The organism is Actinoplanes sp. NPDC051411 (assembly GCF_040682075.1).
Taxonomy (GTDB): Bacteria; Actinomycetota; Actinomycetes; order Mycobacteriales; family Micromonosporaceae; genus Actinoplanes.
Genome location: NZ_JBFBAD010000038.1, coordinates 1 through 12,255 on the forward strand (window position 1 = coordinate 1; position 12,255 = coordinate 12,255).

15 protein-coding genes are annotated in these 12,255 nt (G+C 72.0%); 10 read left to right on the forward strand and 5 right to left on the reverse strand.

Annotation, left to right across the window (positions count from 1 at the left end; all coding sequences use genetic code 11):
• Positions 1–109 precede the first annotated feature (109 nt).
• The 5 genes from AB0M88_RS21765 (at position 110) to AB0M88_RS21785 (ending at position 4,617) form a co-directional block, all read left to right on the forward strand.
• Entirely contained in the window at positions 110–346 is a 237-nt protein-coding gene (locus AB0M88_RS21765; protein WP_364104884.1) for a helix-turn-helix domain-containing protein, read from the forward strand.
• Positions 347–348: 2 nt separating this feature from the next.
• The gene (locus tag AB0M88_RS21770) at positions 349–963 is read left to right on the forward strand and encodes a Clp protease N-terminal domain-containing protein (protein ID WP_364104886.1); all 615 of its coding nucleotides are present in this window, start codon (positions 349–351) and stop codon (positions 961–963) included.
• 18 nt (positions 964–981) lie between these two features.
• Positions 982–1,827 carry an NAD(P)-dependent oxidoreductase gene (locus AB0M88_RS21775; RefSeq protein ID WP_364104888.1) on the forward strand — a complete coding sequence of 282 codons (846 nt, stop codon included), beginning with the start codon at positions 982–984 and terminating at the stop codon, positions 1,825–1,827.
• On the forward strand, positions 1,824–3,083 hold the full coding sequence (locus AB0M88_RS21780; protein WP_364104890.1) for an enolase C-terminal domain-like protein: 1,260 nt from the start codon (positions 1,824–1,826) through the stop codon (positions 3,081–3,083). The genes AB0M88_RS21775 and AB0M88_RS21780 overlap by 4 nt, the downstream gene beginning before the upstream one ends.
• A 151-nt stretch (positions 3,084–3,234) precedes the next feature.
• Positions 3,235–4,617, forward strand: coding sequence for a pyridoxal-dependent decarboxylase (locus tag AB0M88_RS21785; RefSeq protein ID WP_364104892.1), 1,383 nt, complete (start codon positions 3,235–3,237; stop codon positions 4,615–4,617).
• A gap of 9 nt (positions 4,618–4,626) precedes the next feature.
• Here the strand turns inward: AB0M88_RS21785 and AB0M88_RS21790 are convergent, their stop codons facing one another.
• On the reverse strand, positions 4,627–5,154 hold the full coding sequence (locus AB0M88_RS21790) for a GNAT family N-acetyltransferase (protein WP_364104894.1): 528 nt from the start codon (positions 5,152–5,154) through the stop codon (positions 4,627–4,629).
• The gene (locus AB0M88_RS21795) at positions 5,147–5,623 is read right to left on the reverse strand and encodes a GNAT family N-acetyltransferase (protein WP_364104896.1); all 477 of its coding nucleotides are present in this window, start codon (positions 5,621–5,623) and stop codon (positions 5,147–5,149) included. Before AB0M88_RS21795 ends, AB0M88_RS21790 begins: the two co-directional genes overlap by 8 nt.
• Positions 5,624–5,721: 98 nt before the next feature.
• Here AB0M88_RS21795 and AB0M88_RS21800 point away from each other — a divergent pair, with 98 nt between their 5' ends.
• The 4 genes from AB0M88_RS21800 to AB0M88_RS21815 are packed head-to-tail and all read left to right on the forward strand — an operon-like array spanning position 5,722 to position 8,981.
• Entirely contained in the window at positions 5,722–6,162 is a 441-nt protein-coding gene (locus AB0M88_RS21800; RefSeq protein WP_364104898.1) for a MarR family transcriptional regulator, read from the forward strand.
• A 1-nt stretch (position 6,163) separates the two neighbouring features.
• Complete coding sequence (locus tag AB0M88_RS21805; protein WP_364104900.1) at positions 6,164–7,114, forward strand: pirin family protein; 951 nt, start codon at positions 6,164–6,166, stop codon at positions 7,112–7,114.
• Positions 7,115–7,128: 14 nt separating this feature from the next.
• Positions 7,129–8,325, forward strand: coding sequence for an aminopeptidase (locus tag AB0M88_RS21810; RefSeq protein ID WP_364104902.1), 1,197 nt, complete (start codon positions 7,129–7,131; stop codon positions 8,323–8,325).
• A complete protein-coding gene (locus tag AB0M88_RS21815) occupies positions 8,313–8,981 on the forward strand; it encodes a class I SAM-dependent methyltransferase (RefSeq protein WP_364104904.1) in 669 nt (222 codons plus the stop codon). Before AB0M88_RS21810 ends, AB0M88_RS21815 begins: the two co-directional genes overlap by 13 nt.
• Here the strand turns inward: AB0M88_RS21815 and AB0M88_RS21820 are convergent.
• Complete coding sequence (locus AB0M88_RS21820) at positions 8,971–9,114, reverse strand: hypothetical protein (protein ID WP_364104906.1); 144 nt, start codon at positions 9,112–9,114, stop codon at positions 8,971–8,973. The two genes, AB0M88_RS21815 and AB0M88_RS21820, sit on opposite strands and share 11 nt — an antisense overlap.
• Before the next feature lie 95 nt (positions 9,115–9,209).
• On the opposite strand from AB0M88_RS21820, the gene AB0M88_RS21825 reads away from it, so the two are divergent.
• Positions 9,210–10,781, forward strand: a complete 1,572-nt coding sequence (locus AB0M88_RS21825) for a phospholipase D-like domain-containing protein (RefSeq protein WP_364104908.1) — start codon at positions 9,210–9,212, stop codon at positions 10,779–10,781.
• 436 nt (positions 10,782–11,217) lie between these two features.
• On the opposite strand, the gene AB0M88_RS21830 is transcribed toward AB0M88_RS21825, so the two are convergent.
• Together AB0M88_RS21830 and AB0M88_RS21835 are read right to left on the reverse strand one after the other, a co-directional pair.
• The gene (locus tag AB0M88_RS21830; RefSeq protein WP_364104910.1) at positions 11,218–11,886 is read right to left on the reverse strand and encodes a hypothetical protein; all 669 of its coding nucleotides are present in this window, start codon (positions 11,884–11,886) and stop codon (positions 11,218–11,220) included.
• Entirely contained in the window at positions 11,876–12,247 is a 372-nt protein-coding gene (locus AB0M88_RS21835) for a PadR family transcriptional regulator (protein WP_364104912.1), read from the reverse strand. Before AB0M88_RS21835 ends, AB0M88_RS21830 begins: the two co-directional genes overlap by 11 nt.
• Between the last annotated feature and the right edge of the window lie 8 nt (positions 12,248–12,255).

Here is a 12,255-nt window from a genome sequence, read left to right on the forward strand (position 1 = left end):
GGTCACCGCCGGCCCCTACCATCTGACCGTCGGCTTCTCGACCTCCTCTCTCGTGCCCGATGTGTCAACCGGGGTTGACAACCCTCCCCTGTCAACCTATGTTGACACCATGACCGAGGCAACCGATCTGGCCGCCGCCGCGAGCAGCGCCGACCCGCGGGTCGGCCTGCGCGCGGTGGTGGCACTGCGCCGCCTGCTCGAAGGTCTCGAGCATCTGCAGGTGGCCAACGCCCGCCGCAAAGGCTGGTCCTGGCAGGAGATCGCCGACGCGCTCGAGGTAACCCGCCAGGGCGTTCACAAGAAACACGCCGGCCGCATGCCGGCGATGGATTCACGGGAGGACTGAAGATGTTCGAGCGATTCACCGCCGACGCGCGTGCGGTCGTGGTGGCGGCCCAGGAGGAGGCCCGCCGGCTCGGGCACGACTACATCGGCACCGAGCACGTGCTGCTCTCGCTGCTCGGCGACACCGACGGCCCGGTCGCGCGGTCGCTGGCCGGCGACGACGTCGATGCCGAGTTCGTGCGCGGCGAGGTCGTGCGCCGTGTCGGGACGCATCCGCCCGACCTGTCCGCCGCGGCCACCGAGCAGGAGGACGCCGAGGCGCTCAAGGCCATCGGCATCGACCTCGACCAGGTGCGCAAGGCGATCGAGGCCAACTTCGGGGCCGGCGCGCTGCGGCTGCCCCGCGACACCGAGCAGCAGAAGAAACGCGGGCTCTTCGGCCGGTTCTACATCGCCGGCGGGCACATCCCGTTCACCGCCCGCAACAAGAAGGTGCTCGAGCTCTCGCTGCGCGAGGCCCTGCGACTCGACCAGAAGTTCATCGCTCCCGAGCACATCATGCTCGGCCTGCTCCGCGAGGGTGAGGGCATGGCCGTCCAGATCCTCCGGGAGAAGGGCGTCGATTTCGCCCGGCTCCGCACCGACATGACCACCGCGCTGCGCGCCCGTGCCGCGTGAGCGGGGTAAGTTGCGGGCATGTCCGCTCGTGTCCTCGTGACCGGGGCCGCCGGCCTGGTCGGCTCGGCCGTGGTCCGCCATCTCTCCGAGCGGGGCGTCCCGGTGACCGCGCTCGTCCTCGAACCCGCCACCGATCTGCCCGCCGACCGGGTGGTGGTCGGCGACGCCCGCGATCCGGAGGTGGTCGACGAGGCGTTGCGGGACGCCGAGGGGGTCATCCACCTGGCGGCGATCCCGCACCCCAACTCGGATCCCCCCGAGGTCGTCTTCGGATTGAACACGCAGGCCACCTTCACCGTCCTCGATCACGCCGGCCGGGCCGGCGTCGGCAAGATGGTGTACGCGAGCAGCTACGCGATCTGTGGGCTCCCGTTCGCGCGCATCCCGCTCCGGCTGCCCTACCTGCCGATGGACGCCGACTTCCCGTTGCAGGTCACCGACGCGTACGCGCTGTCCAAGCGGGTCGACGAGACCACGGCCGAGATGATCGCGCTGCGCTACGGCGCGACCCTGGTCGGCCTGCGGATGCCGTTCATCGGCACCCCCGACGACCGGCTGCCGAAGATGGCGGCCCAGCACCGCGACGACCCGATCCGGGGCGCGGCCGACGTGTGGAGCTACCTCGACGCGCGCGACGCCGCCCGCGCCCTGGTCGCCGGGCTGACCCCGAGCCGGCCCGGCAACCACGTGCTCTACGTGGCCGCCCCGCGCACGCTCGCCCCTCAGCCGACCGAGTGGCTGCTCGACCACTTCCATCCCGGCGTACCCCGGCCGCACTTCGCCGGCCGCTCCGTGCCGATCGATCTGGAACCCGCCCGCGACCTGCTGGGCTTCACCGCCGCCTACCCATACGAGGTTCGATGACCGTCATCACCGAGACGCAGGCGCCCTGGCCGGCCCGGGACAACCTGCGGATCACCGCTGTGCGCACCGTGGTCACCGCCCCCGAGGGGGTCAATCTGGTTGTCGTACGCATCGACACCAGCGATCCCGGCCTCTCCGGGCTGGGCTGTGCGACCTTCCATCAGCGGTTCGCGGCCGTCGTCACCACGGTCGAGCAGCACCTGGCTCCGCTGCTGATCGGACGCCACCCGGCCGACATTTCCGACATCGGACGGATGCTGCACTACTCCGGCTACTGGCGGGGCGGCCCGATCGAGAGCAGCGCACTGTCCGGTGTGGACATGGCCCTCTGGGACATCGCGGGCAAACGGGCCGGCATGCCGGTCTACGAGCTACTGGGTGGCCGGTTGCGCGGGGCGGTTCCGGTCTACATCCATGCTTCGGGAGCCACGGTCGAGGAGACGCTCGACCAGGCTTCGTCATTCCGAGAAGAGGGCTACCGGCACATCCGGTTGCAGACCGGCCAGCCCGGCCTGGGTTCCTACGGCGCGCCCGGCACCACCAACGCCTACCCCGGCGCGCCCTATCCCGACGGCTGGAGCGTCGACCACTACCTGGCGTCGACGCCGGCCCTGTTCGCCGCGGCGCGGGAACGGCTCGGCGACGACGTGGAACTGCTGCACGACGTGCACTCCCGGCTCACCCCCAAGCAGGCCGTGGTGCTGGCCCGGGCGCTCGAGCCCTACCGGCTGTTCTTCCTCGAGGACGTGGTCGCGCCCGAGCACTACGACCGGCTGCCCGAGGTGCGGGCCGCCTCGCCGGTGCCGATCGCGGTCGGCGAGCTGACCGCCACCGTCGCCGACGCGGCCCGGCTGGTCACGTCGGGCGGCGTCGACCTGCTGCGCTGCCACATCTCGGCGATCGGCGGGCTCACCCCGAGCCGCAAGCTGGCCGACCTGTGCGAGCTGAGCGGCGTGCAGACCGCCTGGCACGCTCCGGCCGACGTCTCCCCGGTCGGCGCGGCGGCCAACCTCGCGCTCGACCTGACCAGCCCGGCGTTCGGCATCCAGGAGGGCCACGTCTATCCCGACCGGGTGCACGAGGTCTTCCCGGGTACGCCGGTGGTCGCGGCCGGTTACGCGACGGCGTCCGAGGAGCCGGGCTGGGGCATCGAGATGGACGAAAAGGCCGCGGCGGCCTTCCCGCCGGTCTTCCACGGGCACGAGCGGTGGACGGCCCGGGTCCGCCGGCCGGACGGCGCGGTCGAGGCGCCCTGACCTGTATGCCCGATCACACCGGCCGAACCCGCGGCGCGGCCTAACGTTGCTCCGAGGTGACGACCGATTCGGGGTGACGAACCGGTTCGGGACGACGACCGGTTCGGGACGACGACCGGTTCGGGACGACGACCGAGAGGAAGCGGTGGCCATGGCGATCGATCCCAAGGGATATGACGCGGCACTGGCCGTGGCGACCGAGCGTGCCCGCGCCTGGCTGGAGTCGCTGGCCGACCGGGACATCCCGCCGGGCGTGACCGCCGACCAGGTCGCCGACGTGCTCGGTGGCCCGCTGCCCGAGGGTCCGGCCGCGCCGGCCGAGGTCGTCGAGCTGCTGGCCCGGGGCGTCGAGCCGGGGCTCATGGGCATGGGCGCGGGCCGCTTCTACGGCTGGGTGATCGGCGGGACGCTGCCGGCCGCGCTGGCCGCCGACTGGCTGGTCAGCACCTGGGACCAGAACACGGTGCTGCGCTGGGCCACCCCGGGCACGGCCGGTGCCGAGGCGGTCGCCGCCGGCTGGCTGCTCGAGCTGCTCGGCCTGCCGGAGCGGAGCGACGTCGGCTTCGTGACCGGCGGCATGATGGCCAACTTCACCGGGCTGGCCGCCGCCCGCGACAAGGTGCTGGCCGACCACGGCTGGAACGTCGCCGAGCGCGGCCTGATCGGTGCTCCCCCGGTGCGGGTGCTGGTCGGGGACGAGCGGCACGCCACGATCGACCTGGCGCTGCGCTATCTCGGGCTCGGCGCGCCGACTCCGGTGGCCTCCGACGACCAGGGGCGGATCCGGGCCGGCGCCCTGCGCGAGGCCCTGGACGGCGCCGGCCCGGCGATCGTCTGCCTGCAGGCGGGCAATCTGCACTCGGGCGCGTTCGACCCGTTCACCGAGGCGATCCCGGTCGCAAACGAGGCCGGCGCGTGGGTGCATGTGGACGGTGCGTTCGGGCTGTGGGCCGCGGCCTCGCCGACCCTGCGGCATCTCGTGGCCGGCGTCGAAGCGGCCGACTCCTGGGCGACCGACGCGCACAAGACGCTGAACACGCCCTACGACTGCGGGATCTCGGTGGTCCGCGACGCGACGGCGATGCGGGCGGCGATGGGCGTGCACACGAGCTATCTCATCAACGCGGCCCCGGCCGACGGGCCGGCCGACCCGTCGGAGACCGCGCCGGAGTTCTCCCGCCGGGCGCGGGGCGTGCCGGTGTGGGCGGCGCTGCGCTCGCTCGGCCGCGGTGGAGTCGTCGATCTGATCGACGGGCTTGTCGTCGCGGCCGGGAAACTCGCCGAGGGCATCGCCGCGATCGACGGGGCCGAGATCCTCAACGACGTCGACTACACCCAGTTCTGCGTGGCCTTCGGCAGCGACGAGCGGACGCGGGCGGTCACCGAGGCGCTGCTGGCCGACGGCCGGGTCTGGATGTCGGGCTCCCGCTGGCGGGACCGCGACGTGCTCCGGGTCTCGGTCAGCAACTGGTCGACCGACGAGGCCGACATCGCCGAGTCGATCGAGGCCGTCCGCCGAGCGGCCGCGGCTTAGGACCGGAAATCAGGAGCGGACCGCGGCGAACATCAGGCGGTCGCGCCACTCGCCCCGGATCAGGAAGTACGCCCGCATGCGGCCCTCCGGCGCCATGCCGATCTTCCGCAGGACCCGGGCCGAGCCGGTGTTGTCCGGATCGCAGGTGGCGGCGACCCGGTGCAGGTCGAGCTTGTCGAACGCGTAGCCGAGCAGCGCCCCGGCCGCCTCGGTCGCATAACCCTGGCCCCAGGCCTCGCGCGCGAACACGTAGCCCATCTCGGCGCGGCGATGGTCGAGGCTGGTCATGCTCAGCTCGGCCGCGCCGATCACGCGACGGTCGGCGAGGCGCTCCACCGCGTACGGGAAGGTGAGCCGAGGGGAAACCTCGGCCATGGCCACCGACCGGTTGACGTGGTAGCGCGTCTCCTCGACCGTGTTCGGCCCCCAGTCCATGAAGCGGACGACGTCGGCGTCGCTGGCGTACGCGTGCACGGCCGGCAGGTCGCCGGGCCGGAAGGCCCGCAGCAGGAGGCGGTCGGTCAGCAGCTCATCCATGGGTCACCCGCAGTCGCATCGCCGGGTCGGCCGTGCGCACGAAGCCCAGGTCGGCGTAGAGCCGCTCGCCGTCGGCCGACGCGCGCAGATCGGCGGCCCCGACGCCCCGCGACCGGAACCATTCCAGGAGGGCTTCCATGCAGGCCCGGCTGTAGCCGCGACGCCGGTGAGACGGGTCGGTGGAGACGTTGAAGACGTAGCCGAACAGCCCGGACGGGTTGACGGGGCTGCCGAGCCGCTCCTCGATGATGCCGACCGCGCAGGACGCGAGTCCACGACCATCGGGCCGGTCGACCACGAACGCGGCCATCGACGAGTCGGGCCCGGTGAGACGCTTGCGCAGGGTCTCGCCGGCCGACGGGACCCAGTCGTCGTTCCAGCTACTGGGGTCGGTGAAGGTATGGAGCATGACCGCGCGGAGGCGGATCAACTCGTCGGCGTCGTCGGGGGTGGCCGGGCGGGCGCTCATGCGCAGGAGGCTAGCGAAGCCGGGCTAGCCCGGTCGCGGCAATATCGGGTGAGCGAGCACACCTGGTCTTTCAGATTTTAAAGAGTTAGGGTTTCTCCATGGCCGAACCGTTGACGGACACCGAGCAGACCGCCTGGCGTACGTTCATCGAGAGCTCCTGGGCACTGCACACGCGCCTGGAAGACGAGTTACGCGCGGCCACCGGCCTGAGCATGAACGACTACCACGTCATGGTCGTGCTCTCCGAGGCACCGGAGCGCCGGCTGCGGATGGGTGAACTGGCCAGCCGCCTGGTCTTCTCGCCCAGCCGGGTCACCTACCAGATCAACTCGATGGTCAAGCGGGGCCTGGTCCGCAAGCAGAGCTGCCCCGAGGACGGCCGCGGCCAGGAGGCCGTGCTGACCGACGACGGGCTGGCCGCACTGCAGGCCGCCGCACCACTGCATCTCGACACTGTCCGTAAGGCGTTCATCGACCACGTGGACGCCGACGAGCTCGAAGTGATCAACCGCGTCTTCAAAAAGGTCCGGGAGGCCTGACATGCCCGCCATCACCGTCGACGACGTCCTCGTCCTGCCCCGGCTGCCGCTGCTCGACCCGGCCGCCACCGCGTTCCGCCCGGTCCGCCGCCTGACGACGGCGCCTCAAGGCTATGAGGGCGAGGGCTTCCCCGTACGCCGCGCCTTCGCCGGAGTGCCCCTCAACGAGCTCGACCCGTTCATCCACCTCGACCAGATGGGTGAGGTCGACTACGCGCCGGGCGAACCCAAGGGCACCCCGTGGCACCCGCACCGCGGCTTCGAGACCGTCACCTACATGATCGACGGGATCATGGACCACCAGGACTCCAACGGTGGCGGCGGCACGATCACCAACGGCGACACCCAGTGGATGACCGCCGGCCAGGGCATCCTGCACATCGAGGCCCCGCCGGAGCAGCTGGTCATGAGCGGCGGGCTGTTCCACGGCCTGCAGCTGTGGGTCAACCTGCCCCGGGTCGCCAAGATGATCGCCCCGAAATACCAGGACATCCGCGGCCGCGAGGCCTCGCTGCTGACCACGCCGGACGGCGGCGCGCTGATCCGGGTCATCGCGGGCGAGATCGCCGGGCACAGCGGCCCCGGCTCGACCCACACCCCGATCAACCTCGCCCACATCACCCTGCAGCCGGGTGCCCAGCTCGACCTGCCGTGGCAGCCCGACTACAACGCCCTGGTCTACGTGCTCTCCGGCCGCGGCACGGTCGGCGCCGAGGCGCGCCCGATCGAGGCCGGCCAGCTCGCCGCGCACGGCCGGGGCGACGCGATCCGGGTCTCGGCGCGCGACACCACAGACCTGTTCGTGATGGGCGGCCGGCCGATCCGCGAGCCGGTGGCGCACTACGGCCCGTTCGTGATGAACACCAAGGAAGAACTGCAGCAGGCGTTCGAGGACTTCCAGAAGGGCCGCCTCGGAGTCATCCCGGCGGGCAAGGTCCCCCACACCGACTGACTACGCTGTCCCCCATGGGGATGATCGAGCAGTTCGCTGATCTCGTCGTCCGGGCCGGCGCCAACGTGCAGCCGGGCCAGGGCGTGGTTCTTCGCTCCGACACGGCGCATCTTCAGATCGCCCGGGTGGTGGCCGAGGCCGCCTACGCGGCCGGCGCCTCCTGGGTCGAGCCGGTCTTCAATGACGGCCCGCTGCGGCGGTCCGCCGTGTCGCACGCGAGCCTCGAGACGCTGAGCACCAGCCGGGGCTGGGCGCTGGCCCGCATCGAGGAGTGGCGCGAGCAGGGCTTCGCGTCGATCCTGCTGGCCGGTGACCCCGACCCGCACCTCTTCGACGGGCTCGACCCGGCCCGGGTCGCCGCCCAGCCGGTCGAGGAGGCGCAGGCGATGCGGCGGGCGATGTTCGGCGGCATGCGCTGGAGCATCGCCGCCGCGCCCAACGCGGGCTGGGCCCAGCAGGTCTTCGGCGAACCCGACCTCGACCGGCTCTGGGAGGCGGTCGGCACCGCCATGCGGCTCGACACCGCCGACCCGGTCGCCGAATGGCAGCAGCGGTCGGCCACGCTCGGCGCCCGGGGCCGCGTCCTGGACGCGCTCGAACTCACCGAGATCCGCTACGTCGGCGAGGGCACCGACCTGACCGTCGGCCTGCTGCCGGGCACCCGCTGGACCGGCGGCGGCCTGGTCGACGAGGCCGGCGTGCCCTATCTTCCGAACATCCCGACCGAAGAGGTCTTCACCAGCCCCGACCGCTCCAAGGCCGATGGTGTGATCCGGCTCACCAAGCCGGTGGTGATCGCCGGCCAGCTCGTCACCGGCCTGGTCGTCACGTTCTCCGGCGGCGTGATCGTCGACGTGACCGCGTCCGAGGGCGTCGACGTCGTGCGGGCCCAGCTCGAGACCGACCCGGGCTCGCGCCGGCTGGGCGAGGTGTCCCTGGTCGACAAGGAGAGCCGCATCGCCAAGGCCGGCATCGTCTTCCACAACACGCTCTTCGACGAAAACGCGGGCTGCCACGTGGCCTGGGGACAGAGCTTCCCGTTCGCGGTCGACGGCGGCATGGCGATGACCCCGGCCCGGCGGTTCGAGCTCGGGCTCAACGAGTCGAGCGTGCACACCGACGTGGTCATCGGCGGCGCGGGACTGACCGTCACCGGCCGCGGGGCCGGCGGCACGGTCGACATCATCAAGGACGACGAGTGGGTGCTCTAGGAGCGCCCTACGACGAGATCGCCGACTGGTACGAGCACGAGTTCCTCCCGGCCACCGACATCCACGACAAGATCGGCGTTCGCCGATCGCTGGAGACGCTGCTCGGCCCGGGGAACGGCGCCTGCCTGGAGGTGGGTTGCGGCACCGGGGTGTACGCCGCCCAGGTGCGCGAGCTCGGCTGGACTCCCCTGGGCGTCGACCTCTCGGCCGGGATGCTCGCGTACGCCCGCGAGCGCCTGCCGATCGCCCAGGGTGACGCGACCGCCCTGCCGGTCCGCGACCGGTCGGTGGAGGCGGCCGTCGCGATCATGGTGCACACCGACATGCCGGATTACCCGGCGGTTCTGCGGGAAGTCGCCCGGGCCCTGCGCCCGGGCGGCGCGTTCGTCCACGTCGGAGTTCATCCGGCGTTCTGCGGGGGTTTCGCCGACCGGAGTGATCCGGAGGCGGTGGTCATCCGTCCGGGCTACCTGGACGGCCGGTGGACCCGGTCGTCGTGGACGACCGAGGGGGTGCGCCACCGGGTCGGAGCCTCCCACTTCCCGCTGCCCTCCCTGTTGAGCAGCTTCCTGGCGGCCGGCTTGACTCTCACCGGATTCGCCGAGGGCGGTGGGCCGGTCCCGGTGACGCTCTCGATCCGGGCGGTCAGTTCATGAAGAGCATCGCGGTAACACCCAGCAGCACCATCAGCAGGACCGCGATGAGCAGGCCCTTCTCCGCGGAAGCGGCGGCAGCGGGGACGTCGGTGGTGGATGCGGCGGCGGTCGTGGTGAGCGGCTCGCTGCTCATGATGTGATCCCTCCGGGGAGTCGACTGGCTCAGCGTGCGCCGGTCAGTCAAGGGGCATAACGTGAGGGCTTCGTCGACCTCGGGGAGAGCTGCCCGTGCCATTACCGGACTGGTTTCTCAGCGCGGAGGAACGTGGCAACCCGGACTCCTCCATACCCACCTGGTGTGCCGCAAACACGGTTGAGACCCTTATTCACGGAAAAGGGTATTTCGCCCGATTGGCCGAGACGGTAGAAACGCTGAGTGATGGTGATCACCTCTTCTTCACCGACTGGCGCGGCGACCCCGACGAGCTGACCAGCGACGATGGCCCAACCGTGGCCCGGCTGTTCGCCGACGCGGCACGCCGGGGAGTAATCGTCAAGGGGCTGCTGTGGCGCTCGCACTGGGACAAGCTCGCCTACAGCGAAGAGGAGAACCGCAGCCTCGGCGACGAGATCCGGGCCGCCGGCGGCGAGATCCTGCTCGACCAGCGCGTCCGCCGCGGCGGCTCACATCACCAGAAGCTGGTGGTGTTGCGCTTTCGTGACCGGCCGCACCTGGACGTCGCGTTCGCCGGCGGCATCGACCTCTGCCACAGCCGGCGGGACGACGAGAACCACCTGGGCGACCGGCAGCCGATCGCGATGGCTTCGGCGTACGGGAAGACGCCGCCCTGGCACGACGTGCAGCTGGCGTTGCGGGGCCCGGTCGTCGGCGCACTCGACCTGACCTTCCGCGAACGCTGGAACGACCGCGCCCCCCTCGACCAGGACGGCCCGATCTCGACCGCGATGGACAAACTCCACCACGCCGACCTGCACGCGTCTCCGCTGCCCCCATTGCCGCCCGACCCCGCCCCGGCCGGCTCCCTGGACATCCAGACGCTGCGCACCTACCCGTCGATGCGGCCGGCCTACGGCTTCGCCAAACACGGCGAACAGTCGATCGCCCGCGGCTACACCAAGGCCATCAAACGGGCCCGCCGCCTGATCTACATCGAAGACCAATACCTGTGGTCGGCCGAGGTCGCCGACCTGTTCGCCCGGGCCCTCCGCGCCAACCCCGCACTGCACCTGATCGCCGTGGTGCCCCGCCACCCGGACGTGGACGGCAAGTTCGCGCTGCCGCCCAACGAGGTCGGCCGCGAGATCGCGGTGACGGTGTGCCGCAAGGCGGCCCCCGACCGGGTACACATCTTCGACCTGGAAAACACCGAGGGCACCCCGATCTACGTGCACGCCAAGGTGTGCGTGATCGACGACGTCTGGTGCAGCGTGGGCAGCGACAACTTCAACCGGCGCTCGTGGACCCACGACAGCGAACTGTCCAACGCGATCGTCGACTCAGAACTCGACGAACGCGCGCCCCAGGACCCGGCCGGTCTGGGCGACGGGGCGCGGCGCTTCGCCCGCGAACTGCGGCTCACCCTGATGCGCGAACACCTCGGCGCGGACGCGGATCTCATCGATCCGCTCGACGCCGTACGCGCGATGACCGCCGCCGCCGACCGCCTCCGCTCCTGGCACGACGGCGGCCGCGCGGGCGACCGCCCACCGGGCCACCTGATGCCGCATCGCACCGGGCACATGCCGTGGCACCGGCGCCTGTGGGCGGTGCCGACCTACCGCGTGGTCTACGACCCGGACGGCCGCCCGTTGCGCGACCGGCTCCGGGGCCGCTGGTAAGCCGTCGGCGTCAATCTTGATGCGGTCCGTGAGGACATCGCCGTGCTGCCCCGCGATCTGCCCGGCGCCCGATCGACCTGAGCGACCCGACGGTGGTTTCGTTGTCGGGCGCGTCGTCAGGGCGCTCACAGTCGGCGCGCGGGTCGCTCCCACGCGCACGGACACCGCGTTGCCGACGCTTGGTGGTCAACTCGCCGATCGCCGGGTTTGTGGGTGGAGGCGTCGTCCGGCACCGCGTGCACGTCGGGGGCGGTCAGGGGCGGCGATGCTCGTCCACGCACACACCGCGGTGGTGCAGTCGCCGGTTGCCCCGGTCGCCGCGTCGTCGTGCGTCGGCGGGGCGCGGCGGGGCGCGGCAGGGCGGGGCGCGGCGCGGCGCGGCGCGGCGCGGCGGTGAAGCCTGAACCCGGCCGGCCGGGCCTCGTAAGTCGCGAAGCTAGCTCCTCGCCGGCACGGGCGGGCCGGCCTTCGCGGTGACGGACAGGTGGCGGGCGGCCGCCGTCGCCGCCAGGAAACCCGCGAGGACGATCGCTCCCTCGGCGCCGATGACGGCTGGGGTGAGGGCGAAGTCGAGCGCCCAGCCGACCCCGGCCGCGGCGAGGATCGCGGCGGTCAGCGCGGGCGGCAGCAGCAGGCTCATCCTGGTCGCCGTGTCGCGGATGCGGGACGTCTGGCGCAGGACGAGGCGTACCCCCACGGCCGCGCCCGCGATCACCACCGCGGCCACCCCGCCGTAGAAGATGCCGGCCGCGAGCCAGATCGGCACGTGCGTGCCGCGCGGCAGGTCGAAGGCGGCCACGAACACGTCGTGCAGACCGATCACCACGCCGTAGCCCACGATCAGCGACAGCACGGCGCCGGCGGTCGCGACGCCGAGGACCGGGCCGTAGAGCGGCGGGGTGCGTTCGACACCGGCCTCCTCGGCGACCCGCCGGGCGAATCCGGCGACGTCGGCGCCGACCAGGCCGGCCGGGTCGAGCCCGTCGGCCGCGGCCGCCTCGAGCTCGGCGCGCAGGTCGGCGGCGAGCGTCGCCCGGTCGCCGGGGCCGACGCCGAGCTTGCGCCACTGCCGGTCGGTCACGGTCACGAGCTCGTCAACGGACATGGTCGTCTCCCAACGGGATGAGGGTGTCGTTCACGACGCCGGCGAAGTGGACCCACTGCTCCCGCCAGGCGGCCAGCCGCTCGTGGCCGGCCTCGGTGAGCCGGTAGATCTTGCGGGGCGGGCCGGTGGGGCTGGGCTCCACCGCGTTGGCGAGGAGCCCGAGGCGGTGCAGGCGGGTGATCAGCGGATAGACCGTGCCGTAGCTGACCGTCCCGAAGCCGGCGACCTCGAGCCGGCGGACGAGGTCGTAGCCGTGGGCGGGCTCGGCGGCGAGCAGCGCGAGCAGGCACATGTCGAGGCAGCCGCGCAGCAGCTGAGCCTGCCGTTCGGCCGCGTCGTCGGCACCCGGGGTCGCTATCATACACCGCA